Origin of the sequence: Shewanella dokdonensis (assembly GCF_018394335.1) — a bacterium.
GTDB lineage: Bacteria > Pseudomonadota > Gammaproteobacteria > Enterobacterales > Shewanellaceae > Shewanella > Shewanella dokdonensis.
In genome coordinates, this window is record NZ_CP074572.1 from 2,790,932 (window position 1) to 2,815,527 (window position 24,596).

At 48.7% G+C, this 24,596-nt stretch carries 19 protein-coding genes and 4 pseudogenes; 10 read left to right on the plus strand and 13 right to left on the minus strand.

The genetic code is table 11. The features are described 5' to 3' along the window. Window positions 1-33 precede the first annotated feature (33 nt). Both prfB and lysS read left to right on the plus strand, forming a co-directional pair. A complete protein-coding gene (gene prfB, locus KHX94_RS13420) occupies window positions 34-1,131 on the plus strand; it encodes a peptide chain release factor 2 (RefSeq protein ID WP_213681032.1) in 1,098 nt (365 codons plus the stop codon). 17 nt (window positions 1,132-1,148) lie between these two features. Beyond that, a pseudogene (gene lysS / locus KHX94_RS13425) lies at window positions 1,149-2,647 on the plus strand (lysine--tRNA ligase). Window positions 2,648-2,827: 180 nt separating this feature from the next. Here the strand turns inward: lysS and KHX94_RS21500 are convergent. From KHX94_RS21500 to KHX94_RS13435, 3 genes and pseudogenes are all read right to left on the minus strand, one after another. Further along, window positions 2,828-3,607: pseudogene (locus KHX94_RS21500) on the minus strand (GGDEF domain-containing protein); the annotation flags it as partial. 121 nt (window positions 3,608-3,728) lie between these two features. Continuing rightward, window positions 3,729-4,613: a DUF72 domain-containing protein gene (locus KHX94_RS13430; RefSeq protein ID WP_244859156.1), complete on the minus strand. Its 885-nt coding sequence runs from the start codon at window positions 4,611-4,613 to the stop codon at window positions 3,729-3,731. Next, the gene (locus KHX94_RS13435; RefSeq protein WP_213681033.1) at window positions 4,610-5,506 is read right to left on the minus strand and encodes a LysR substrate-binding domain-containing protein; all 897 of its coding nucleotides are present in this window, start codon (window positions 5,504-5,506) and stop codon (window positions 4,610-4,612) included. The genes KHX94_RS13430 and KHX94_RS13435 overlap by 4 nt, the downstream gene beginning before the upstream one ends. Window positions 5,507-5,605: 99 nt before the next feature. Between KHX94_RS13435 and KHX94_RS13440 the strand changes: the two genes are divergently transcribed. The 4 genes and pseudogenes from KHX94_RS13440 (at window position 5,606) to KHX94_RS13455 (ending at window position 8,722) form a co-directional block, all read left to right on the plus strand. Continuing rightward, window positions 5,606-6,079: a CidA/LrgA family protein gene (locus KHX94_RS13440; protein WP_213681034.1), complete on the plus strand. Its 474-nt coding sequence runs from the start codon at window positions 5,606-5,608 to the stop codon at window positions 6,077-6,079. Next, window positions 6,076-6,767, plus strand: a pseudogene (locus KHX94_RS13445) (LrgB family protein). The gene KHX94_RS13440 and the pseudogene KHX94_RS13445 overlap by 4 nt, the downstream one beginning before the upstream one ends. A gap of 890 nt (window positions 6,768-7,657) precedes the next feature. Continuing rightward, on the plus strand, window positions 7,658-8,311 hold the full coding sequence (locus KHX94_RS13450; RefSeq protein WP_213681035.1) for a hypothetical protein: 654 nt from the start codon (window positions 7,658-7,660) through the stop codon (window positions 8,309-8,311). A 201-nt stretch (window positions 8,312-8,512) separates the two neighbouring features. Next, window positions 8,513-8,722 (plus strand): hypothetical protein, encoded by a 210-nt coding sequence (locus KHX94_RS13455; RefSeq protein WP_213681036.1) that lies wholly within the window; start codon window positions 8,513-8,515, stop codon window positions 8,720-8,722. A 123-nt stretch (window positions 8,723-8,845) separates the two neighbouring features. Here KHX94_RS13455 and KHX94_RS13460 read toward each other — a convergent pair whose 3' ends face one another. From KHX94_RS13460 to KHX94_RS13495, 8 genes are all read right to left on the minus strand, one after another. Then, window positions 8,846-9,289: a hypothetical protein gene (locus KHX94_RS13460; protein ID WP_213681037.1), complete on the minus strand. Its 444-nt coding sequence runs from the start codon at window positions 9,287-9,289 to the stop codon at window positions 8,846-8,848. Window positions 9,290-9,581: 292 nt separating this feature from the next. Then, window positions 9,582-9,791 carry a hypothetical protein gene (locus KHX94_RS13465; RefSeq protein ID WP_213681038.1) on the minus strand — a complete coding sequence of 70 codons (210 nt, stop codon included), beginning with the start codon at window positions 9,789-9,791 and terminating at the stop codon, window positions 9,582-9,584. Further along, window positions 9,788-10,708: a hypothetical protein gene (locus KHX94_RS13470; RefSeq protein ID WP_213681039.1), complete on the minus strand. Its 921-nt coding sequence runs from the start codon at window positions 10,706-10,708 to the stop codon at window positions 9,788-9,790. Before KHX94_RS13470 ends, KHX94_RS13465 begins: the two co-directional genes overlap by 4 nt. Before the next feature lie 98 nt (window positions 10,709-10,806). After that, window positions 10,807-11,220 (minus strand): hypothetical protein, encoded by a 414-nt coding sequence (locus KHX94_RS13475; RefSeq protein WP_213681040.1) that lies wholly within the window; start codon window positions 11,218-11,220, stop codon window positions 10,807-10,809. Window positions 11,221-11,300: 80 nt separating this feature from the next. Further along, on the minus strand, window positions 11,301-12,437 hold the full coding sequence (locus KHX94_RS13480) for a toxin-antitoxin system TumE family protein (RefSeq protein WP_213681041.1): 1,137 nt from the start codon (window positions 12,435-12,437) through the stop codon (window positions 11,301-11,303). A 518-nt stretch (window positions 12,438-12,955) separates the two neighbouring features. After that, entirely contained in the window at window positions 12,956-13,996 is a 1,041-nt protein-coding gene (locus tag KHX94_RS13485; RefSeq protein ID WP_213681042.1) for an IS110 family RNA-guided transposase, read from the minus strand. Window positions 13,997-14,293: 297 nt separating this feature from the next. Further along, window positions 14,294-14,827 (minus strand): inorganic diphosphatase, encoded by a 534-nt coding sequence (gene ppa / locus KHX94_RS13490; protein ID WP_213681043.1) that lies wholly within the window; start codon window positions 14,825-14,827, stop codon window positions 14,294-14,296. A gap of 121 nt (window positions 14,828-14,948) precedes the next feature. Then, on the minus strand, window positions 14,949-15,938 hold the full coding sequence (locus KHX94_RS13495) for a class 1 fructose-bisphosphatase (RefSeq protein ID WP_213681044.1): 990 nt from the start codon (window positions 15,936-15,938) through the stop codon (window positions 14,949-14,951). Between the two features lie 202 nt (window positions 15,939-16,140). On the opposite strand from KHX94_RS13495, the gene KHX94_RS13500 reads away from it, so the two are divergent. Beyond that, complete coding sequence (locus KHX94_RS13500; RefSeq protein WP_425314070.1) at window positions 16,141-18,351, plus strand: S9 family peptidase; 2,211 nt, start codon at window positions 16,141-16,143, stop codon at window positions 18,349-18,351. 27 nt (window positions 18,352-18,378) lie between these two features. On the opposite strand, the gene KHX94_RS13505 is transcribed toward KHX94_RS13500, so the two are convergent. Then, the gene (locus KHX94_RS13505) at window positions 18,379-19,587 is read right to left on the minus strand and encodes a cation:proton antiporter (protein WP_213681046.1); all 1,209 of its coding nucleotides are present in this window, start codon (window positions 19,585-19,587) and stop codon (window positions 18,379-18,381) included. A gap of 110 nt (window positions 19,588-19,697) precedes the next feature. Between KHX94_RS13505 and KHX94_RS13510 the strand changes: the two genes are divergently transcribed. Beyond that, window positions 19,698-20,543, plus strand: a complete 846-nt coding sequence (locus KHX94_RS13510) for a universal stress protein (protein WP_213681047.1) — start codon at window positions 19,698-19,700, stop codon at window positions 20,541-20,543. 7 nt (window positions 20,544-20,550) lie between these two features. On the opposite strand, the gene KHX94_RS13515 is transcribed toward KHX94_RS13510, so the two are convergent. Next, window positions 20,551-21,432, minus strand: a complete 882-nt coding sequence (locus KHX94_RS13515; protein ID WP_213681048.1) for a LysR family transcriptional regulator — start codon at window positions 21,430-21,432, stop codon at window positions 20,551-20,553. A gap of 95 nt (window positions 21,433-21,527) precedes the next feature. On the opposite strand from KHX94_RS13515, the gene KHX94_RS13520 reads away from it, so the two are divergent. Continuing rightward, entirely contained in the window at window positions 21,528-21,677 is a 150-nt protein-coding gene (locus tag KHX94_RS13520) for a hypothetical protein (protein ID WP_213681049.1), read from the plus strand. Between the two features lie 193 nt (window positions 21,678-21,870). After that, window positions 21,871-24,537, plus strand: a pseudogene (acnA, locus tag KHX94_RS21845) (aconitate hydratase AcnA). The last annotated feature ends 59 nt before the right edge of the window (window positions 24,538-24,596 follow it).

Sequence of the window (24,596 nt, forward strand, 5' to 3'; positions counted from 1 at the left end):
GTTAACGTTAAAATTAAGCAAAGTAGAGTCTACATGTTTGAAGTAAATCCGGTAAAAAACAAAATCAAGGAACTGGCGGAACGTACCGACCTCCTTAGGGGTATCTTTGACTATGACGCCAAGAAAGAGCGTCTAGAAGAAGTTGTCCGCGAGCTAGAAAGCGCCGATGTCTGGAATGACCCGGAACGGGCACAGACCTTGGGTAAAGAGCGTGTGTCCCTCGAAAAGGTGGTCGAAACTATCGATGATCTGGATCAGGGCCTTGACGATGTGGGAGAGCTGCTGGCACTGGCGGTTGAAGAAGATGACGAAGACACCTTCAACGAGACTGGCCATGAGCTGGACAAACTGGAAAAGGAACTGGCAGAACTGGAGTTCCGCCGGATGTTTTCTGGTGACAGCGATGCTTCCGATTGTTACCTGGATATTCAGTCCGGCTCCGGTGGCACCGAAGCGCAGGACTGGGCCGAAATGGTTTTACGTATGTACTTGCGCTGGGGTGAAGAACACCAATTCAGTCCAGAACTGATTGAAGTCTCGGACGGTGAAGTCGCCGGTATCAAGAGCGCGACTATCAAGTTCAGCGGTGAATATGCTTACGGTTGGTTGCGTACCGAAACTGGGGTGCATAGGTTGGTGCGTAAGTCACCATTTGACTCAGGTGGTCGCCGTCATACCTCGTTCTGTTCGGTGTTTGTTTACCCCGAAATTGATGACTCGATTGATATTGATATTAATCCGGCCGATCTGCGGATTGACGTGTACCGTGCCTCTGGTGCCGGTGGTCAGCACGTAAACCGTACCGAATCCGCGGTGCGTATCACCCACATTCCTACTAATACCGTGACCCAGTGTCAGAATGACCGTTCCCAGCATAAAAACAAGGAAACGGCCATGAAACAGTTGAAAGCCAAGCTGTATGAGTTGGAGTTGAAAAAGAAAAACGCCGAAAAACAGGCCGCCGAAGAGCTGAAATCCGATATCGGCTGGGGCAGCCAGATCCGTTCCTATGTGCTGGATGATTCCCGCATCAAGGATTTGCGTACCGGTGTAGAAACCCGTAACACCCAAGCGGTGCTTGACGGTGATTTAGACAGATTTATTGAAGCCAGCCTTAAATCCGGGCTGTAAGTAGAGAAGAAACTGAAATGACTGAACAACTGGATGAAAACAAGCTGATTGCCGAGCGTCGTGCCAAGCTGGAACATTATCGTGAAACCGGCCCGGCCAATGGTCACCCTAACACCTTCCGTCGTACGCACAAATCCGGCGAGCTGGAAAGCCAGTTCGGCGATAAGAGCAAGGAAGAATTGAAGCCTTGGGCTTTCACACCGCTATTGCAGGGCGGGTGATGGCCAAACGCGGCCCGTTCATGGTGTTGCAGGACGTTTCCGGTCGCATCCAAGTTTACGCTGATAAAGCGGTTCAGGCAGATCTGAAAGAGAAATATCAGGGGCTGGATCTCGGCGATATCATTGGTGTTAAAGGTGAACTGCACCGTTCCAATAAAGGCGACCTATTCGTCAATATGGAAGAGTACCAACTGCTGACCAAAGCCCTGCGGCCGCTGCCAGAAAAATTCCACGGCCTGACCGATCAGGAAACCCGTTATCGCCAGCGTTATGTGGATCTGATCGTTAACGAAGAATCTCGCAACACCTTCAAAATGCGCTCTAAAGTGGTGGGTGCTATCCGCAGCTTTATGGAAAGCAAAGAGTTCATGGAAGTGGAAACCCCCATGATGCACGTGATCCCCGGTGGCGCATCTGCCCGGCCGTTTATCACCCATCACAATGCGCTGGATATCGATATGTACCTGCGTATTGCCCCAGAACTGTACCTGAAACGTCTGGTGGTGGGCGGTTTTGAGCGGGTGTTCGAAATCAACCGTAACTTCCGTAACGAAGGCTTGTCACCACGCCATAACCCAGAATTCACCATGATGGAATTCTATATGGCGTACGCTGATTTCCGCGATCTGATGGATTTCACCGAAGAGATGCTGTCATCCATTGCACGTAAACTGCTGGGTGACACCAAAGTGGCTTATGGCGAACACACCATTGATTTTGGTGGCCCCTATGCGCGCATGAGCATGCTGGAAGCGATTCAGCACTACAACCCAAATAACGCCACCATTCAGGCGATGACTTACGAAAACGTCAAAGACTTAGCCTTTATGCGGCAGTTGGCGAAAGATGTGGGTGTGGAACTGGAATCTTTCTGGACTTGTGGTCAACTGCTGGAAGAGATCTTTGGTGAAACTGCTGAACCAAAACTGATGCAGCCAACCTTTATCACTGGTTATCCGGCAGATATTTCACCGCTGGCGCGCCGTAGCGATGACAACGATTTCATCACCGACCGTTTTGAATTTTTCATCGGTGGTCGTGAAGTGGCGAACGGCTTTAGCGAGCTGAACGATGCCGAAGATCAAGACCGACGTTTTAAAGCGCAGGTAGAGGCCAAGGATGCGGGTGACGATGAAGCGATGTTCTATGACGGTGATTATATCCGCGCACTGGAACACGGCTTGCCACCAACCGCAGGTCAAGGCATTGGTATCGACCGCTTGGTAATGCTGTTCACCAACAGCCACACCATCCGCGACGTGATCTTGTTTCCGGCAATGCGCCCAGAAGCCTGATGAACTGATTGCCACAGAAGCCGACGATATGTCGGCTTTTTTGTGGCTGAATTTAGTCGGGATGCTCACAACAGATGCGGTTGCGTCCCAGATTCTTCGCCATGTACAGCCCGCGATCTGCCCGTTGAACGAGGGCTTCAACTTTGTCATCCAGTGGCAGAAATTCACTGATCCCCCACTGATGCTGGTACAGATCTGCGGTAGATCCATCTGCAACAACACCTGCTGGATTTTTCGGCGCAAGCGATCTGCCAGACACCAGGCTTGTTGGGTATCGGTATGTGGCATCAGTACCGCAAATTCATCACCACCGTAGCGGGCCGCGAGATCTTCTTCGCGTACTGTTTGTAGGCAGATACGGCCAACGGTTTCAATTACACTATCACCCGTTGGGTGACCGCAGGCATCATTGAGTTGCTTGAAAAAGTCGAGATCGAATACCAATAAACTACAGCGGGTGTGGTGACGGTGGAACAGACTGAGCTGACGATTAAGCTGGCTGCGTAGCTTGCGGCGGTTGTACAGGTGGGACAGCTCATCGACTTCACTTAAGTGTTGCAGCCGTTGCTGCAACATATGCCGCGCGCTGATGTTACTGGCCACCCATAACACCGCGTCTTCGCCGTCTATCTGAAATCCCAGCGGTTGTACCCGACCTTCAAACCAAATTGCGTCATCGGGCCCATCTTCTAACCCCAGCACATCAGCACCCGCCAGTTGGTATTCCACGATCATCATCTTGCCAGATTGCAACACCTGCGCTATCTGCTGCATAAACCAATCGGCTTTTTCAGCGACTAATACTTCTGAGAAAAAACGGCCAATCAGGCAGGCGCCATTGTGGTAGTAACGCTGATCTGTTCCGCCAAAAATATAGGCATATTTACCACTGCGGGTGAGAATGAATACAGGATCTGGCAATGCTGCCAGCATTGCTTGCATCTGCATCAACGAAAACATTGCATCTCCCCATCGTTGGCTGTTATTACCAGTCTAATGCACTCCTACACAGTTGCTAGGGAAATGTGTTAAGTATCAGCCACTACTATTGGAAATGTCGCTATCACTGAGAGTTGTGAGATCAACTGAACAGCTTGAGTTGTGGTCGGGTGGTATGGGTGAGAGTCAGTGCTTCGAGCGTGGATAAGCCGTGAGCCATACGGTAATCGATTAAACGCTGCCATAAACGGGCGGCCAGTTGCGGTGCCGCAATATTATCCGGGGTATGTACAAACAAGTAGGGTGTACGACCTTCATCCAGCCACTGACTGAGTTTTGCCAGCCAGGGCGTGAATAGTTGTTCACTGTTATCCAGATCCAGTTGCCCAATAAATCGCACTACGGGTTGCTGGGCTGTGGCAATGGCATGTACTGGCACTCTGGGCTTTTTGCGCTGTGCGTCCAGGATCACTGGGTTATCTGCCTTGGCGGCAAATAGCGGACGGCTGTCCATGATGATACGGTTTACGCCTTCGCTGAGTAACCAGCGGTTTAACTGGGTTTCTGCCGTGCCCTTGGCAAAAAATGCCGGGTGGCGCACCTCTACGCCTAGCGTCAAACCTTGTGGCAACCACGGCAAAAAAGCTTGCAGTTGTGGCAGCGCTTCTGGGCCAAAAGCCGCCGGTAGTTGAATTTGCCACATCCCGGTGATTGGTATTAACGGCGCCATGGCGTCGAAAAAGGCGCGCAATTCATCACGGCAATGGCGTAACTGCAACTGATGAGTAATGGTCTGGGGTAATTTAAAGGTAAACCTAAATGATGCGGGAACCGCTGCTGCCCAATCTGCGGCAACGGTTTTCAGTGGGGTGGCATAAAAGCTGGTGTTACCTTCAACGCTGTTAAACACTTGGGCATAACGTGCTAGTCGCTCAGTGGTGGCCGCATTACCGCCATAAACACTGTCTTGCCAGCGGTGGTGAGACCACATGGCCATACCAATATGTAGCGTTGGGGGCGTTGTCATACGGGCTCGGCGGCTAACTGTTCACGGATCAGGGCTACCATCGCCTGTGCCGCAAAAGAGAGCGGATGCCCTTTGCGCCAGAACAATGACAGTTCCCAGATCAGGTCGTCTGTGGATAATGGTACGCGGCTGACACCGGCAACGGCATGTCGTTCCGCGATGAATCCCGGCATAATCATCACGCCAGTTCCCGCAGCCACCAGTGTTATCCCAAAATCTGGATGGCTGACCTTGGTGGCAACCTTAGGAATAAACCCGGCTTTAACACAACCGCTGAACACCAGTTCATGTAAGGCATACTCTTCATCAAACAGAATTTGTGGTGTGTCTTCCAACTGTTTCAGGGTCAGTTGTGGCTGGCTCGCTAGCGGATGCTGTTTGGGAACTACCACCACCATAGGATTACGGCGAATACAAAAACCTTCAAACTCTTCATCAAATGAGATGATGCCCGTTGCCAGCTCTACTTCGCGTTTCTTCAACGCTATTGTTTGCTCTATGCCACCACGCACGAACAGTTGCATGGCGATTTTAGGATATAGGCTGCGATAACGGGCGATTACTGGCGCAAAAATCTCGGCACTGCCCAGCGGTGCCAATCCCAGATGCAATTCTCCGGCGTTGAGGCTGCGCTGAGCTTCCAGCTCCTGGTGCATCTCCTGTTTTACTTTTAATAGCTGCATTCCGTAGCGATATACCACTTCACCAGAGGCAGTAGGTTTCAGTTGGCTACCGCGTTTGCCGCGTTCCAATAGGATTAAGTCCAGCTCGTCTTCCAGCTGATTGATCGCTTTAGACAAGGCCGGCTGGGTGATATGAATTGCCTCTGCGGCTTTGGCAAAACCACAGTGATCGACAATTTCAATAAAATAGCGAATAACTTTGAGGTCCATACAATAACCTACAGGAATTCTATCTATTATTAATATTCATTTTTTTATCTAAAATACCACCCTACAATAACAGCCAATAAGGAATTTTTTGGTGGTGTGATGCAAAGCTATCTTCGTTCGTCCCACGGTCATCGCTGCCGTTTGTTGCTTGCTCAAAGCAAGCACTACAGTGCGGCGTTATTGCAGATTGGTTTTATCTGCTTATTGGCCTGGGGTGCACATGCCGTTGCAACCGCGATCCACTCGCCAATCCCTGGCAGCGTGATCGGCTTATTTGTGGTGTTGCTGGCACTGGCACTTAAAATTATTCCGGAAAAAGCACTGCAACTCGGTGCCGCTTGGTTTATCGGTGACCTGTTGCTGTTCTTTATTCCACCTATGATTTCAGTGTTGAAGTACGAAAATCTGTTAGAGCAATACGGCCTGAACATTCTGTTCACCCTAGTGGTTGGCTCCGCCAGCGTGTTGCTCAGCACCGGTTTTGTGGTGGACAGGGTATTCCGTTTTGAACGGAAATTAAACCTTAAACGGCAGATGGCGCGGCAAAAAGCACGAGGTAACATCAATTTATGAGCCAGTCGACATTGTTGGCGCTGTTAAGTTTGGCGGTAACTGTCGCCAGTTATTATTCAGCCAAGGCTCTGTATCGTCGTCATAAAACCTGGTGGTTACTGCCCAGTATTATGGCGCCAGTGGTAGTGATTGTGATGGTGGTAATGCTGTCTATTCCATTACCTACTTATTTTGAATATACCCATTGGTTGGTGACCTTACTGGCACCTGCCACCGTGGCTTTTGCCTTGCCTATCTACCGTGAGCGGCAATTGATCCGTAAGTACCCCATCACTATCAGTTTCGGAGTGCTGGCGGGGGTGATTTTGGGTTGACCTCGACTTGGTTATTGGTACAAGTGGTACCACTACCGGCCGAGTTAAGTCACAGCGTATTGGTACGTTCGGTGTCTACTCCGTTTGCCATGCAGGCGACCACATCTTTTGGTGGCGTACCCGAATTGACTGCTATGTTAGTGATGTTAACCGGGATTATCGGCATGGTAATCGGTGAGCCGCTGTTTCGTTTGGCGCATATCCACACCTCCTTGGGTAAAGGGGTGGCACTAGGCGCCTCGGCTCATGGTTCTGGCACTGCTAAGGCCACTGAAATCGGCCAACAAGAAGGCGTGGTTGCCAGCCTGACTATGATATTTGCTGGCATCACCATGGTGATTGGTGCGCCAGTGTTTGCGTGGATTTTTTCATAATGTTTTGCAGTCACTGCCAATGGTGGTGACTCACGGTTTGATTACCGTCCTCTGGGATTTGGTAATCGTCGCCTGAAACCCCAATCAGGCATATCAATCCTGAGTCTCTCAGGTTTTCATGTTGCGTTTACGCCGGTGGTTCCCCCACCGGTTTTTTTTGTCTGAAATTTGGGATTTCAGCCGAAGGTTGGATTTGTAGGCCGCGCCCTGCCAACTGGTGCGCCTAAGATTTATCACTGCGTGATTGCAACCTGCGGTTGCTGCATAAGCATGATGGCTTGCGCCATACCAAGCTGTGCTTGGTGAAGTCGTGAGCTGTCGCGCTCACACTGCGACCAAGGGGCGATGCTCGTCCATCAATAACATCCATGTTAAACGGCCAGCTCGCCATCCGTGGCTCGCGCTCATAAGCGCACTCATCGTAGATGAGTATTCGCCCTTATAAATCCCATACCGCCCCACGGCGCAAAACGCTGCGGTGCTTCTGGTTTGCCATTCTCGCAAATCGCCGCCAACTCGGGATCCATTCCTCGGCGCGGCTTCTTCGGCATCCATGCCTCGATTGATCAATGGCTGCCCAACGCACCTGCGCTGCGCCAAGGGGAATTGGTGTTGCCAGCTCGTTTAGCGTTTGAACGTTGCACTGTTCGAGCTTGATAAGCTTGATGGCTAGCGCCATTAGCGCACTCATCGTAGATGAGTATTCACCCTTCTAAATCCCATACCGCCCCACGGCGCAAAATGCTACGGGAATTGGTGTCGTCCGAGAAGTCAGTGTGTTCGCTGATCTCAAATTAGTGACTGTCTCCATTTTTACTGTATCGTTAAAGATATGTTATATAGTTGATGTCTACTACTCATATAGAATGTCATCTACAGTGGAGGTAAATGTGCAAAATAGAATATTTATTTTAGTATCCTTGATTCTTACACTTTTATTCAGTGTTAATAGTTCGGCAGCAACATTATCGTGCAAAGCCAATGCCTTAAATGAATTCAACAAAAATGTCAGATCTGACATTGCAGACTTCAAAAAAGGTGTTTCAGATATACAGCAAAAATCAATTGAAAAACTTGCCCCTCTTTATCAAAGGTTAGGACTGGATAATGGTATCTATCAAAATTATATGGATGCGTATTATAAAGCTCAGTCGGCTACTGATGAATACTTGAATGCGGCATGCAGTAAAGGCATTTCCAATAATAAATTGAAGCAACTTTCAAATGAGATGAGTAAGAAGATATTCTCATTGCGTGGCCGATATCTGAAACTCTTTAGAGCATATGGAACACAGGAATTAACCATTTATATTTGCTATGAAAGAATTAAAGATGGTTTATTAAAAGAAATAAGATCATCACAGCAACTAAATAAATCGCCTGAAGAGCTAGAAGATAAACTAGAGCAAAATAATGGTGATTTTAAGCGAATCTCATACCAAATTTGCGCCTTTAAAGCTTCAGAAAAAACAATTCCTTCAATTTACCAAACTGAATTAGAGGTTAGCAAAGTTACCATGTTTAATATTTTAACCGGCCAGTGAAGTCAAAAGGTATGAGTTTAGTTTGAACGTTGCACATTTGATAAGCTTGATGGCTGGTGCCATTACCAAGCTGCGCTTGGCAAAGTCGTGAGCTGTCGCGCTCACACTGCGAGATAAAGGGCTAGACGGCTTCGAATAACATCCATGTTAAACGGCCAGCTCGCCATCCGTGGCTCGCGCTCATAAGCGCACTCATCGTAGATGAGTATTCGCCCTTATAAATCCCATACCGCCCCACGGCGCAAAACACTACGGGCTTATGGTTGGCCATTTTCACAAATCGCCACCAACTCGGAATCCATTCCTCGGCGCGGCTTCTTCGGCATCCATGCCTCGATTGCTCAATGGCTGCCCAACGCACCTGCGCTGCGCCAAGGGGAATTGGTGTTGTCTGACAATTCAGTGTGTTAAGCGCGGAAAAATAGGTGAATGTTTTCATTCCAATTAACGCCGCATTAAGGCGTGAGCGGCTATTGCCTATACTTTGAACGAAACGAAAATGGGGAGCGTTTCGAATCACTCTTAAATGCTTTGTTATATTTGTTTGTTTACGATGTTTACAAACTTAAGCCACTTTTCTCGGACTTCAACTAACCTGTACTCTTCATGTTGAATACTTGTTTCTACCATTTGATTAATGTGCACAGAGTTACGCTCTTGTCGCAACATATCAATCACTCGAATTAGGTCGGCTATATCTGAGTTTTCATTATTTTCATGCTTATTCCATGCTTTTAAACTATCTATGGCAGCTTTAAAGGTCATGGCTTGAACTCTACCACTATTATTTTTCTTGGCTAGTCGCTCACCATTGATAACCAATTCTTTAGCTTTTGATGAAGAAATCCAATTATTGTACTTTTCTAGGGTGATTTTTTTATTTTTGTATAAATTAACCACCAACACCTCAAGCAACCCCTCAAAAACGCTACCGAAGTGTATTAACTCGGCTTTAATATTCGCTTGCTTAAAGTCCATTGGAGGATGAAGATACTCATTAATGGCTTGTTCATCTATACCGAACAGCCACTATTGCATCAAATCTCTCTTTTGAACAAAGTTGGCGCTCTTGCAGAAACGATAACGATGCAACAATGTCTTCTTTATTTGGGCTAATATTCCGAGAAACTTCGCCTAAAAACAGCTCCCAGGTTGCATATTGATTGACACTACTCATTAATTCCACCAAATCTGATTACAAATATAACGACTGCGTACTAGACCAATTTGTGGCGCACAGAGGGACAAATCGATCCCGTTGTCGCATTTGTTAGATTGACACAAAAGCATAAGCAGCTTGTAGCTCGCGTTCAGCACCTTCTACCGTCAATGGGCCAGAAGACCTTTCCTCTAGGATACCTTTTATATGCTCCCAACACTGATCTACGTCAGATAAATCTGTGTCGGTAAAAGTGACGGTTGTTATACCGTACTTTTCAAAATAAGCGTTGCGTTTATCTGCTTCTTTACTCCACTTCACCGAAAGCTCTTCGTTGAATGTCTTTTGAGTTTTTTAGTACTCCCAGCAATCGACATATGCGAAGATGCCGGGCTTATTTCAAAAGCAACCATTCTCATAGTATACGAGTTAAGTACTGAAAAATCTAAGCGATAAAGGTGTTTGGCCTCTTTACCTGCGTACCGAAGCTCTGGAATTAACAAAGGTACAGACTCTGGGGCGTCGCTTTCCCTGATGTAGTCCAGATATCGCGTTGAAATCGCTTGCTCATACTCCGAATTAGAGACACGAGCCAATACCGTTTGGTAAAAGGTTAGGAACGCCTGAATATCTGGAAATATCACAGGCTCTTCACTTTCTGGGGCTATCAAGCCAGTCTCCAAAACATGTTCGATGGTCCAGTATGCATAATTTTCACGTCGCATCTGGCTCTTATCATTTGTCCATTCGCCAAATCGATGTGTCGGTGAGATCAAAAGCCCCCATACCAGCTTCCCCGAACCAAACCAGACTTGCCAAAGGTTTTGATCGGGTTTTGCTCTCACTCGTGCTTCAAAATTACGGTAGAAATTCCTCTCTAAAAATCGATGAATGTATTCACGGAGAAGCTCGTTCTGAAGCATCTCTGGGATTATTTCTTCTGTTCGTTTGCGATCCCCGAAATGGCGACGACGGGCGATATCCTCTTTTCGCTCAATTATTTGTTTTGTAAGCCCATTAAGCCACCGCGCGATAAAGTCTTCTGGAGAGTGAAATTGCATCCGCACACTGTCTACAAAGGTGTTGTTATTTCTACCAATGTGAGCGTGCATTTGATGAACATTCGATTTGCAACCAACGATTTGGGAAAAGCGAACCAACGCTTCCTCGCGCATACATTCAAGCCGCGAAGAAAGCTCTTCTTCTTTCCTTTGAATGTCTTTAGTTAGTGTCATCATATTCTCATTGATTAAATTTGGTCTAACGACGCCAGCTCAGGCGAGCGCCATAGGTGCGAGTCCAGCTGGCTGGCGTTTGTAGCTGGTTTTGTTAGGCTTTACAAAAATAGGTACGCACCTACTGAGATACATATAATTCCTATAATACGAGTAGACCAAAGTGATGACTGTAAAGAATTCGGCTCACGGCCAGCCTTTATTATTTCATTCATAGTGTCGTGAACGCGAAACGACTGGATAAAACCACTTACTCCGTATAAACCGAAAAGTAACCCAAGAATGTTTAGCCAATTACCACTTTTAACAAAAGCCAAGTAGTAACCGGCTGGAACACAAACACTAGCTATCCAGAACATAGAGGCATTGTATTCGATGAATGGTGCGGAACCCTCAAAGGAATCACCGTCACTTTCTATGGCCTTCTTTATTTGACGAAATTTAAGATACGTATAACCGTTAAAAACGATGCCAATAACACCCGCCACTATTAAAAACAATCCAAATCTTGTCATATATTTTCTCGACTTAGCCTAACGCCCAATTAAGGGGTGAACAACGCTACCACCTCACCTAAAGCATTGTGTCATAAACACTAAATTTGAAGTAGAACCAAAAATGCCAAGCGTTGAGAATCCCTATTAAATTGATTGTTATAGCGAATTTTGATGCATTCGCTTACTTTTATGTAATAAAGGGAAATCAAAAGGGGAATTCCATAAGTAAAGCTAGGTTCAATTTTGTGATTTTTCTTTGTTGGATTTATATGCTGGTGATCTGGTCCAAATGGGATGTCAGGGTGATCTGGCGCAGAGTCGATTCTATGCAACTGTTTATTTGAGTCATCGAAAAGCATGTAAGCATAACTTTTTAGATTGTTTAATCGAAGTAACCAATACCAACCGTCGTCCATAACAAAGCGTGATTCCCAACCATTATTACCTTTTTGGGGAGGTGTGAAAGTTGCTCCTAAGTTTGATGAAATGATAGAAAAAATGGGCTCTATAAGTTTATCAGGAATATGGTCCAACATTATGAGGTCAGGGATTTCCAAGTTTAAGAAAAATAGAGTACCGAAAAAGGCTAACACACACGAATGTTCGTTCACGTCATATTCATGAGATTTACACAATGAAATTTCAATCATTACAGCCGAATCATCACCCATGGTAGTCGCAGCTCTATGTGTAGCTTTGTCTCCACATATTGCGCAACCATCCCCCTTGGAAGCAACAATTACTTGCTCAACACTAGTGTTGGCAAGTCTTCCTTCAGCAAATTTAGTGGGCTGTTCTAGTACTTTTAATTTGTGTTCTTTCCATGCATTAAATACATAACTTGCTTCTTGAGAGTCAATAAGATTAAAAAGCTCTCGTTCTGAGTTAAGCGTTATCCAATTACCTCTCGTCCATGGAGAGTCTCTACGGTGATCCATCTTAGGAGAAGGCTGCAGCCTGTATAGTCGAATATAACCACAGCCAACATTTTGCTTGTACATTGCCCAGCCATGACCTTTAGATTTGATCCAAAGAAGTGAATCTGCGCCGTCAATTAGCCTTTCCCAGTAGTCCATTCTATAGGTAATCAACTCTAAAACATGTTCAATCCTCTTCTCCACATCAAGCATGTTCATAGAGGTCATTTGAATATAGGAATCAATAACTTCTGATGTAACAGCCTCATTTTCTAAAACTTTGTAAGTTGAATCTATAGCAATATATGGTGGTTCCATAAGCTCTCCTTCGCTATAACAGTATTTAGACGACATGCTGTCGGAATTAATCACGACACGATGTCGCATTTCACGCATCCATACCGCTCAACTTATGCGCATATCTCACTGAACACAATAGAAAAACGTATAAAAATTGATCTAGAAGACGGTGGAAAAGCGACTGTCTGATAGAAGCGCTGCAGAAAATACGACATTGAGCTAAGGCGGCAGCTGTGACGACAAGCAGTTAGAGCGTGGCGAGGGAGTGTTGGGCAGCCATTGAGCAATCGAGTCATGGATGACGTATAGGGACTCCTCCCGTTTGTGAACAGCGATCTTTGATAAAAATAAGTCGAGCGTGCGTATAGTCGGTCTTTTATTGGAGTTGCGATCTCCTGACCCTAATGAATGGCGCGCTCCCATGTTCCTTAGCGAGAATTCGGCATTTCTTGCCACGTCATCCAACAGGTTTTACATGGGAAGGTCTAACCTATTTTCTCATCGATTGTTGCTCAACAACTTGGTTTGTCAGTATCTTATGCACCAACAGTTTCACGATAATGTGCATCGTAGGTTTCTTGCTTACTCATCAATGCCCAGGCTGTTCTAACTGTCTTATTTACCAAAGCAACCGCCGCTTTGTTCTTGCCAGCCCGAGCGATTAGCTCTCTTAGCCATTGGCTTTTTGCATCTTCTTTATCACCTAGCATTTTTATGACGGCTAATGCTCCCCGTACTAAAGCTGCTCGTAACGTCACATGCCGTGTTCGTCCAATCCCCATCAAGTTAGCTTTACCGCCACTGCTAAATTGTTTTGGCGTTACACCGATGTAGGCGGATGCTTCTCGGCCTCGCTTGAATGCTCTGCAATCACCTAATGCACTATAAAGCATGGTGGCTGTCACTGGACCAATACCTTCTAGCTCGGAGATCAAAGCACATGCACTAATTGAGCGACTAAGCTGCGAGACCTGCAAGTCCATCTGTTTAAGTCGTTCGTTCAATACATTAATTTCCTGCATCTCTTCGCTTAGTAATGCTCGCATCACTGGCGACAACTCGTTTTCAGCATTCTCTAAAGCTAGCTGTACCGTTCTTCTCAGTGCTGGCTGACCTTTGGCACTAGCGATGCCAAATTCGAGCAATATGGCATGTGTCTGATTAATGATTTGCGTCCGTTGTTTTATCAGACGTTCTCGCACTCGATGAATAGCTTGAACATCTTGTTGTTCAAGGTTTTTTAACGGCACAAAGCGCATATCGACACGCATACCAGCCTCAGCAATGGCTAACGCATCATTAGCATCTGTCTTATGGCCTTTTCTAAACGGTTTAACAAACTGTGGGGCAATCATATGAACTTCATGCCCTAACAGTTGAATCTGTCGTGCCCAATAATGAGCACCACCACAGGCTTCCATAAATACTCGGCTTTTACGCTGGTTACGCATAAAGTTGAGCAGGTCTTTTCGCTTAATGGCTTTGTTGAGAACTTCTGTTCGTTGAGTGCTGTCGACGCAGCTAATTTGGAAAATGTTCTTTGCCAAATCAATTCCAATGACATTAAGCTTACTCATGACTCCTCCTGCCCAATTTGGGTACTTAGATACCGTATCTGCTAGCTTAGCAGAGGGGGAGGAGTCCCTTTCATTGAGCTGGCCGTTAAACATGGATGTTATTCGAGGCTGATCAGCCCCCTTGTCTCGTAGTGTGAGCGCGACAGCTCACGACTTTCGCAAACGCAGTTTGCAATCACGCAGTGATAGCTTCTGCCAAGCGCAGCTTGGTATGGCGTAAGCCATTGCCGTTAGTCTACAAAAACAAAAAAGCCCGCAAGGCGGGCTTTTTCCAGCGAACGGCCAACCAAAGGTAAATTACTTACCTTGATTGTAACGTTCGGCACTGGTGAGAATTTCCGCACGGGCAGAAGCGGCATCTTCCCAGCCGTCAACTTTTACCCATTTGCCTTCTTCCAGATCTTTGTAGTGTTCAAAGAACTGTTTGATCTGGGCTTTCAGCAGTGCTGGCAGATCGTTCACATCTTGGATGTGTTTGTATTCTTTAGAGACTTTGTCGTGTGGTACGGCCACGATTTTGGCATCTTCGCCAGATTCGTCGGTCATCTTCAACACGCCAACCGGGCGGCAACGGATCACGCTGCCGGGTTGCAGTGGGTACTGGGTTGGCACCAGTACGTCAACTGGGTCACCGTCCAGGCTCAGGGTCTGGTTCACGTAGCCGTAGTTGCATGGGTAAAACATGGGTGCAGTCATCATGCGGTCTACAAACAGGGCACCAGTGTCTTTGTCTACTTCATACTTGATGGGATCGTGGTTCTGAGGAATTTCGATCACGACATAGATATCGTCTGGCAGGGATTTGCCCGCAGGCACAGCAAGTAAGCTCATTTATTTGTCCTTTCACTCTCAGTGGAATCTTGGCGATATCGCCGCGATTAGCGTCATGTGGCGGCTATTATAACGCGATTTGACGGCTTGCCAACGCTGGCAAACCGCCAGAGTTTACCGATTACAGCGCGGGTTCTTCGCTGTAGTCGACTGCATGGTATTCCAGGCAGGTCGCCACTTCGTTAGCAGAACCTAGGATAACCGCCACCCGTTGATGAATCGCTTGTGGTTGGATGTCGAGAATATCCTGATAGCCGGTACTGGATTTACCACCCGCCTGTTCCACCAGCAATGACATAGGATTGGCTTCGTACATCAAACGCAGTTTGTAAGGTTTTTGCGGATTTTTGTTGTCGGTGGGGTAGGTAAAAATACCACCGCGACTCAGCACCCGGTGCACATCTCCCACCATGGCGGCAATCCAGCGCATATTGAAAGATTTTTCACGTGGGCCGATTTTACCCAGCAGCAGGTCGCCAATGTATGTCTGCATTGGGGCTTCCCAGAACTGCTGATTAGACATGTTAATGGCAAATTCGGCGGTGTCTTTAGGGATGCTGACCGCTGGATTGGTCAGCAGATATTCACCGTTTTGTGGGTCGAGGGTATACAGCTGCACACCGTGGCCTGTGGTCAGTGCCAGCATGGTTGCCGGGCCATACAATACATAACCGGCGGCCACTTGATGGCGACCACTTTGCAGGAAACTCTGCTCGCTCACCTCACCTTGTGGTGCTGGCAATACTGAAAAAATAGTGCCGACCAGCGAGTTGATGTCGATATTGGACGAACCATCCAGTGGGTCAAAACACACCAGATAATCACCGTGATCGCCAAGCACTACCGGGAAATCTTCCTCTTCAGACGCCAATGCCCGCACCGTACCGTCGGCACGCAATGCCTCTTTGAGCATTTCATTGGTGATCACGTCCAGTTTCTTCTGGGTTTCACCCTGCACGTTTTCGTGGTCAGTGCTGCCGAGCACTCCAGCCAATGCACCACGGCGCACGGCGTTGCTGATAGCGACAGAGGTCGAGGCGAGGGTCTGGAGCAGTTGCGCCAGCGATGCCGGAATAGCTTGATTGGCTAGGGTTTGAGCCAGGGTTTGCATGCTGTTTCCTTATGTGAATTCGGGAGCCGATCCTGGGTGGCAATCATAGCGCAAAAATCCACAGTTTTCAGCGGTTACATGGCGGGTTTGTCCAACCGGGAAAAATAAGGCAGAATGGAGCCCTGAAGTTATCAGGCGGTTTCTGATACATAGCTGATGGAATAACAATAACATGACCCGACACTGGATTTATTCGGTACTTATGGCAATCCCATTTTCACTTGGCAGCGCGGCCAGCAGCGCGCAAACCCTTAGCGGTGGTAGCGAACCACTCACCGTTGATAGACTTTACGATTCACCGGATTTGGCAGGCAGTAGTCCGCGGCAACTGAAGTTGTCACCGGATGGCGCGCGCGCGACTTTTTTGGTGGGGCGTAAGGATAATCTGCATTTTTACGATTTATGGCAGATGGATGTCGCCAGCGGCAAGGTTAGTATGTTGCTGGATGCTTCCAAACTGCAACAGGGCGAATTATCCGATGAGGAAAAAGCCCGCCGCGAACGGCAACGGATTTATGGTGAAGGCATCATGGAATATGCCTGGGCCGATGATGGTAAGGCACTGCTGATCCCGTCATCCGGTAAACTCTATTATTACACGCTGGCCGATGGCAAAGTGCGGTTATTGCCAACTGGCGATGGTTTTGCCACCGATGCCAAATTGTCACCCAAGGGGCACTATGTCACTTTTGTTGCCGGGCAGAATCTATGGCTACTGACACTGGCGAACGACAAGCTCACGCAACTGACTAAAGACGGTGGCGGCGTGATTAAAAACGCTATGGCCGAATTTGTGGCGCAGGAAGAGATGGGGCGCATGACCGGCTACTGGTGGGCGCCGGATGAATCGGCAATTGCCTTTAACCGGGTGGATGAATCACCGGTAGAAGAAGTCACCCGTAATGAAATCTATGCCGATGGAATCAAGCTGACTCAGCAACGTTACCCGGCAGCGGGCACTGCAAACGTGCAGATAAAATTGGGCGTGATTGCACTGCCGCAGCAAACGGTGACATGGATTGATTTGGGCCAAGACACTGACTTTTACCTGCCGCGAGTAAAATGGCTGCCCGACAGCCGTCATCTGTCATTCCAGTGGCAAAGTCGTAATCAGCAGCAGTTAGACCTGCGCGTTGTGGATGTGCACTCAAACCAAGCGCCGCAAACGCTGGTCGCTGAACGCAATAACATCTGGATTAATCTCAATGACGATCTGCATTTCCTCAAGCAGGGCGGCTTCCTGTGGACGTCTGAGCGCAGCGGCTTTAAGCATATTTATCTGTTTGCCGCCGACGGCAAGGTAACACAGCAACTGACTCACGGAGACTGGGCAGTCGATAGTATTAGCCATGTGGATGAAAAACAGGGCTGGGTGTATTTCACCGGCCGTAAAGACAGTGATGTCGAGAAGCAGCTGTATAAAGTGCGTTTTGATGGCAGTGATTTGACCCGTTTATCAACCCAACATGGGATGCACCAAGCGGTATTTGCCGATAATAAAGCCGTCTATCTGGATTACTTTGACTCGCTATCACAGCCGCCGCAGGTGAGTTTGCATGATGCTGAGGGTAAGCGTCTGGCGTGGGTGGAACAAAATGCCGTCAAACCAGGGCACCCCTTATATCAATATGCTGGCCTGTGGCAGTTGCCCGAGTTCGGCACATTGACGGCTGAAGATGGGCAGACCTTGCACTATCGGTTGTTCAAGCCCGTTAATTTTGATGCGCACAAGCAATATCCGGTGTTAGTGCGGGTGTATGGTGGTCCACATGCACAGATGGTGGTGAACAGCTGGAGCAGTCAGGATTACTTCACCCAATATCTGTTGCAACAGGGCATTGCCGTGTTCCAGTTGGATAATCGGGGTTCTGGCCATCACGGTCTGCGCTTTGAACAGGTGATCTATCAACACTTGGCGGTTGCCGAAGTGGCCGATCAAAAGCAAGGCGTTGATTATCTGCGGACTTTGCCATGGGTGGATGCTAACAAGATTGCCGTATATGGTCACAGTTATGGTGGTTACATGGCGCTGATGTGTAAGTTGAAGGCACCGGATTACTTCAAGGTGGCGATCAGCGGCGCACCAGTGACCGACTGGTCGCTGTACGATACCCACTACACTGAACGGTATCTGGGCAATCCCCATGATAATGCCGAAGGCTATCGCTTAAGCAGTGTGCTGCCATATATCGGCAGTTATCAAAGTGGTTTATTGATGTATCACGGCATGGCGGATGACAACGTGCTGTTTGAAAACAGCACTCGCGTATACAAGGCGTTGCAAGATGACGGTAAGCTGTTTGAAATGATCAACTATCCGGGCGCCAAGCATTCCATGCGTGGCAATAAGGTCAAAACGCATCTGTATAAATCGCTGACCGATTTTCTGGAGCGGCAGTTCAAGCGGCAATAACCACAAGGTCAGTCACCAAAAACGCCGCTACTGCGGCGTTTTTTGTACGTGGTTATGGGGCAGCAAGGCTTTTAACAGCAGCGGCCCCAACAAGGTGGTGGTTGCAATCACCAATACCAGTCCGGTAAAAATATCGGTGGTGATAATCTGTAATTGCAAGCCGAGTTGGGCAAATACCAGCCCAACTTCGCCGCGCGGGATCATGGCACAGCCCACTAACCACTTATCGCGCCACGGGCCTTGTACTGCCAAGCCCGCCAGTAGTTTACCTGCCAGTGCCAACAATACTATGCCAGCTAACCACAGTAAGTCGGTGCTGCTGAGTTGCAGTTGGCTGACATCAATACTAATGCCCACATAAACAAAAAATACTGGCGCAAACACCTCAGTGAGCGGTTGCATGGCATGTTCCAGCTTATTGGTGAAGGCAAACGGGTTTTGCAGATAACGTTGCCAAGGCCAGACAAACTGTCGCGATAATGCCAGGCCAGCAGAAAAACCACCGAGCAGCGCTGGCGCCCCCGCATGATGCGCCAGCCAGGCAAACAAACAGATCAGCGCCAGCATCACCACGGCTTCATAACCTTCATTGCGGGCATGACCACTGGCAAAACGTAGCAGATAGATCAACAAGCGGCCTAGCGGCGGGGCAAATACCAGAAATACCAACAAGGTCAGCACCAGTTTGAGCAGTGGCAGTGGCGCAAAGCCTGCGCCAGTGGCACTGCTAAACAGTAGACTCAGCAAGATCACCCCGGCGATATCATCCGCCACCGCCGCGCCGAGAATAATCTGGCTGCTGTGTTGCTGTTGTTGCCCGGCATCTTTCAACACTCGTAGCGAAATGCCAATACTGGTGGCGGTCAGCGCACAGCCGTAAAACAGTGCGGCAAACGGGGGCAGTGACAGCCAATAAAACGCTGCCAGTCCGGTGAACAACAGTGGTAAGACAATGCCACTTAAGGCGACCAGCAGAACCTGTGTCCCCGCATGATATAGCCGTTTGATGGAGGTCTCAGTGCCGATGCTGAACAACAGCAGAATGATCCCCAGCTCGGCAATATTGGCGAGTAATGGATTTGGCGCGAGCCAACCTAACACCGATGGCCCGAGCAATACTCCAGCGGCAATTTCACCGACCACTCCCGGCCAGCCAAAGCGCTGACAGGTTTCTCCCAGTAACCGGGACAGTAGCAAGATCAAAAACAACGCGATTAGCAGGTCATCTATCGGCACGTTTTGCCCCCGCTTTGATACACTTATTAACAGGGTTTTCGTTAGTCCCCTACCTATTGAGTAGAGTCCAATTTCTGCCTAAACACCAGTAGAAATACGGGAGAAATCAGATGGGTAAACTATTTATTGTCGAACCGCACGAATCTGCGCACACCGATGTCATCACCGAGGGGCTGCAACTGGCAAATATGTTGGGTAAAACTCCCGAAATTTTTGCCTACTGCTATGAGTATTTTTCAGGTGATCCGATCATCTATGAAGAGGTCAAACAACAACTGCTGCAACACAAGCAGCAGCAATTGATGGAACGCTTGCAGCAACTGGAGGCTGGCGATGTGCCCGTGCATGTGGTGTGGTGTAAATACCTGTATGAACATGCTTGTGAATATGCCGCCAATGAAGGCTTTGATCTGGTGGTGAAGGGCATCCACCCCAGCGAGCATATGCTGCCGACCGATTGGCAATTATTGCGTACCACTAAAGTGCCGGTGATGCTACTGACGCAGAATCCGTTACAACGGGGCAATAGCGTGTTGATGGCGCTGGATCTGGATACCGATAATCTGCACAAACAGCAATTAAATCGGCAGGTGCTGCAACATGCTAAAACCCTCGCTGCGGCCACCAGAGGCAAACTGCATCTTGCTTATATATTGCGGGTGCCCAGATTGATCCGCGATCTGGAAGTATTAAATATTCAGCAGTTGGTGAAGAATGCTTATCGGCGTCATCAACAACTACTCACCGAGATCGGCTTGCCCAAAGAACAGATCCACATTCTCAGCGGTGAGCCAGACTTGTGTCTGTATCAATTGGCTTGTCGGCTCAAGAGCGATTATCTGGTCATGGGGGCTCGGCAACGTCAGGGACTGATGGGCTGGATGCTTGGGAATACTGCCGAACAAATTTTACAGCGTAGCCGTAGTAATGTGTTGGTGATCCCAAGCAGTAGCTGATGTCAGTTTAAGGTCGGTGACGACTCAGTGCCAGCAGCGCTTCTGCTGCGGGGGTTAGTGGCAGGTTATTGCGCCAAATAAGTCCAATCTGCCAGAACAGCTCTTTTTCCATCGGCCGGAATACCAGTCGTGTTTTGTCGAGCTTGTTACAGATGGGTTCTGGCAAAATAGCTAGGCCCATGCCTTCTTCCACCATTGCGCCGAGAAAATCCCATTGACCACTGCGAAAGGCGATGTTGAGGGTAACTCCGGCTTCTTTCGTCAGGCGGGCAAACAACTTGGCCAGCGAGAAATCTTCGTTGTACAGAATGAACGGATATTGCGCCAGATCCTGCCAGTTAATGCGCTCTTTTGCCGTCAAGGGGTGCTCATTCGGCAGGCATACTTTGAGTGGATATCCCTGTAGCGGTGACGCTGAAAGCTGTTCAGAATTGGTCACGGGTAGGGCGGTAAACGCGATGTCCAGTGAGTCGGCCAGCAGCGCTTGCTCGCAACCAAAACCGCCGTATTCCTGCATATGCAATTCAACACCGGGATAGGTCTGACGGAACTTGGTCAGCAGATCTATCGTCAGCGTGCTCATCATCGGACATACGCCCAAACGTAGATGGCCTGACTTCAACCCCGATAGATTTGCCAGATCCTGTTCCATTCGATGCCATTGCCCGATGATCTGGCTGGCACTGGCGTGAAAGATCTGCCCGGCCTGGGTCAGCTCCACTTTCTGGTTGCTACGGATCAACAACTGCTGATCCAGGGTTTCTTCCAGTCGCTGGATCATTTTGCTCAGTGTTGGCTGGGTCAGATACAGCTGTTCAGCGGCGCGGGTAAAGTTGCCGATCTCCACCAGTCGTAAAAAGCAATGCAATGTCTTGATTGGGATATTCATTCTTCTATGGAATCCTACCTATGGAATTAATTCATTTTACCTATAGCTGTTCTAATACTAAAGTCGTATACAGATAAAGAACAGAGGAATTTGCCATGAAATCCGCACAGTGTGGTTGGGTAAGCGCCCTTTACGAAGCTGCGACTACTGCAGTCCCTGAAACCAAGGCTAAAACCGCCAAGGTCAATAACCAGGGTTCGTGGAAAGGCAGTTTCCATTTCCACAAAAAAGCTAAAGCAGCTTAATCCATCCAGTTACAAAAGCCCAGAATCGCTCGCCTATCGCGGGCGATTTTTTTAGCCACTCTAATCTATAAATTCTTTTACGTAATATATTCTTAATTATTAAAACTGTATTGTGTCTTGAGATAGCTGGGGAGATCCCATATGCTGGAAACACCATGAGGATTCAGACGAACTCAACTCAGGGAGAGTAGTAATGTCCAAACTCAAGTTTCAGGCACAAGCCAAACGCCAGTTGCACGTCGGCGCTAACACCTACCTGTATTATTCTGTTACCGATGGCCCGCTAGCGGCTTATCACGATGTCGCGAGGCTACCCGTTAGCAGCAAAATCCTATTGGAAAACATTTTGCGACATCTGCATACCGAACATTGTGAGCTGACGGCATTGGAAGCTGTCGCCAACAGTCATGGCAAGGGCAGCTCCCAGGAGATTGCTTATCATCCAGCGCGAGTATTGATGCAGGATTTCACTGGCGTGCCGGCTATTGTCGATCTGGCGGCAATGCGCGCGGCCTTGGTGGCCCGTGGTGGCGATCCGCAAAAAATCAATCCTCTGTCGAAAGTGGACTTGGTGATTGACCATTCCGTCAGTATTGAAAAGTTTGCCAGCAGCAGCGCCTATCAGGAGAACGTCGCAATTGAGATGCAACGCAATCAAGAGCGCTATCAATTTCTGAAATGGGGCCAAGGTGCTTTTGATAATTTTTCGGTAGTACCGCCGGGCACCGGCATCTGCCATCAGGTGAATCTGGAATATCTGGCGAAAGGTGTCTGGAGCCAGACAACCGATGCTGGCACCCTGGTTTATCCTGATACGCTGGTGGGCACGGATAGTCACACCACTATGATCAATGCGCTTGGCGTTTTGGGCTGGGGCGTGGGGGGATTGAAGCCGAAGCCGCGATGCTGGGACAGCCGATCTCCATGCAGTTGCCGGATGTGGTGGGGTTTGAACTTAAAGGCAAACTTAATGAAGGCATTACCGCTACCGACTTAGTGTTACGTGTGGTGCAGATGCTGCGTCAACACGGGGTAGTGGGTAAGTTTGTCGAGTTCTATGGTGACGGTCTGGATCAACTTCCACTGGCGGATCGGGCAACCATTGCCAATATGGCGCCAGAATATGGTGCCACCTGTGGTTTCTTCCCTGTTGATGCTAACACCTTGGAATATCTGCGTTTAAGCGGTCGCGATGAAACCACCATTGCCTTGGTGGAAGCCTATACCAAAGCGCAGGGATTGTGGCGTGAAAGCGGGGCGCCAGCACCGCAGTTCTCGGCAACTTTGAGTCTGGATCTGGCATCGGTTGACCCAAGCCTGGCGGGGCCGAAACGGCCGCAGGATCGGGTGCCATTATCGGCCATGAAACAGGCCGCCGAAGATGCCATTAAACTTTCTGGGCGTGATGATCTGTCACAGCCCTTTACCTTAGCAGGCACTGATTTGCCGATGCACCACGGTGATGTGGTGATTGCTGCCATCACCTCCTGTACCAACACCTCTAATCCGGCGGTAATGCTGGCGGCCGGGTTACTGGCGCAAAAGCTCTCGCGAAAGGTTTGACACGTAAACCTTGGGTGAAATCATCATTAGCTCCTGGCTCCAAAGTGGTGACTCAGTATCTGGCAAAAGCGGGACTGCAACCGGCACTGGATGCGCTGGGCTTCAATCTGGTGGGTTATGGCTGTACCACCTGTATCGGTAACTCGGGGCCGCTGCCGGAGAAGGTGACTCAGGCGGTCAGCGAGCAGAAAATTCATGTATCTTCAGTGTTGTCTGGCAATCGCAACTTTGAAGGCCGTATTCATCCGCTAGTGGAATCCAACTGGTTGTGTTCGCCGCCACTGGTGGTGGCATTTGCGCTGGCGGGTACCACCCGCATTGATCTGTCGCAGGAAGCTATCGGCCAGGATCCTGCGGGTAATCCGGTGTACCTCAAAGATATCTGGCCATCGAATGCCGAGATTGCGGCATTGCTGGCAGATATCACTCGGCAACAGTTCCGCGAGCAATACGCCGATGTGTTCCATGGTGATGATAATTGGCGCGCGATTGATGCCGGGGCTGGCAGTACCTACCAGTTTGATGTGAATTCCACCTATATTCAGCAGCCGCCGTTTTTTGACGCCGCATATGCCGGTAATCGGGCCGATATTAACGGTGCCGCTATTCTGGCGCTGCTAGGGGATTCAGTGACCACAGATCATATCTCCCCGCGGGCGTGATCCCTAAGGACAGTCCGGCGGCGCAGTATTTGCGCAGTCACGGTGTCGCGGAGCAGGACTTTAACTCCTACGGTTCTCGCCGTGGTAATCATGAAGTGATGATGCGCGGCACTTTTGGCAATATTCGTATCCGCAACGAGATGGTGCCTGGGCACACAGGTGGGGTAACCCGCATGAGTGGTGAGCAGCAAGTGCGGTTTATCTACGATGCGGCTATGGCTTACCAACAAGCGCAAATACCCACAGTGGTAGTTGCCGGTAAAGAGTATGGCACCGGCTCTAGCCGTGACTGGGCTGCCAAAGGCACCTTGCTGTTGGGGGTAAAAGCGGTAATCGTCGAAAGTTTTGAGCGTATTCACCGCTCCAATCTGGTGGGCATGGGGGTATTGCCATTGCAGTTTAAAGACGGTGACAACCGCCAGTCGCTGCAACTCAGTGGCGATGAACATTTCGATATTCTCGGCTTGGCAGAACCGCTTAAACCCAATCAGGATATCCAGGCGGTAATTCACTATGCCGCTGGCAGCAGCAAGCAGATCAGTTTGTTGTGTCGTCTGGATACCGAGATGGAAATCGCTTATTACCATGCTGGCGGCGTGCTGACCTATGTATTGAATCGGTTGGCGCAACCGTAACAACGTGAGACATAAGAAAATGGCGCGGTGATAGCGCCATTTTTTATGCAAGAAGCTAA

Coding starts and splice junctions, on each gene's coding strand:
- prfB (WP_213681032.1), top strand. CDS start 34: ATGTTTGAAGTAAATCCGGTAAAAAACAAAATCAAGGAACTGGCGGAA.
- KHX94_RS13430 (WP_244859156.1), bottom strand. CDS start 4,613: ATGACAACGCCCCCAACGCTACATATTGGTATGGCCATGTGGTCTCAC.
- KHX94_RS13435 (WP_213681033.1), bottom strand. CDS start 5,506: ATGGACCTCAAAGTTATTCGCTATTTTATTGAAATTGTCGATCACTGT.
- KHX94_RS13440 (WP_213681034.1), top strand. CDS start 5,606: ATGCAAAGCTATCTTCGTTCGTCCCACGGTCATCGCTGCCGTTTGTTG.
- KHX94_RS13455 (WP_213681036.1), top strand. CDS start 8,513: ATGAGTATTCGCCCTTATAAATCCCATACCGCCCCACGGCGCAAAACA.
- KHX94_RS13460 (WP_213681037.1), bottom strand. CDS start 9,289: ATGGACTTTAAGCAAGCGAATATTAAAGCCGAGTTAATACACTTCGGT.
- KHX94_RS13470 (WP_213681039.1), bottom strand. CDS start 10,708: ATGATGACACTAACTAAAGACATTCAAAGGAAAGAAGAAGAGCTTTCT.
- KHX94_RS13475 (WP_213681040.1), bottom strand. CDS start 11,220: ATGACAAGATTTGGATTGTTTTTAATAGTGGCGGGTGTTATTGGCATC.
- KHX94_RS13480 (WP_213681041.1), bottom strand. CDS start 12,437: ATGGAACCACCATATATTGCTATAGATTCAACTTACAAAGTTTTAGAA.
- KHX94_RS13485 (WP_213681042.1), bottom strand. CDS start 13,996: ATGAGTAAGCTTAATGTCATTGGAATTGATTTGGCAAAGAACATTTTC.
- ppa (WP_213681043.1), bottom strand. CDS start 14,827: ATGAGCTTACTTGCTGTGCCTGCGGGCAAATCCCTGCCAGACGATATC.
- KHX94_RS13495 (WP_213681044.1), bottom strand. CDS start 15,938: ATGCAAACCCTGGCTCAAACCCTAGCCAATCAAGCTATTCCGGCATCG.
- KHX94_RS13500 (WP_425314070.1), top strand. CDS start 16,141: ATGGCAATCCCATTTTCACTTGGCAGCGCGGCCAGCAGCGCGCAAACC.
- KHX94_RS13510 (WP_213681047.1), top strand. CDS start 19,698: ATGGGTAAACTATTTATTGTCGAACCGCACGAATCTGCGCACACCGAT.
- KHX94_RS13515 (WP_213681048.1), bottom strand. CDS start 21,432: ATGAATATCCCAATCAAGACATTGCATTGCTTTTTACGACTGGTGGAG.
- KHX94_RS13520 (WP_213681049.1), top strand. CDS start 21,528: ATGAAATCCGCACAGTGTGGTTGGGTAAGCGCCCTTTACGAAGCTGCG.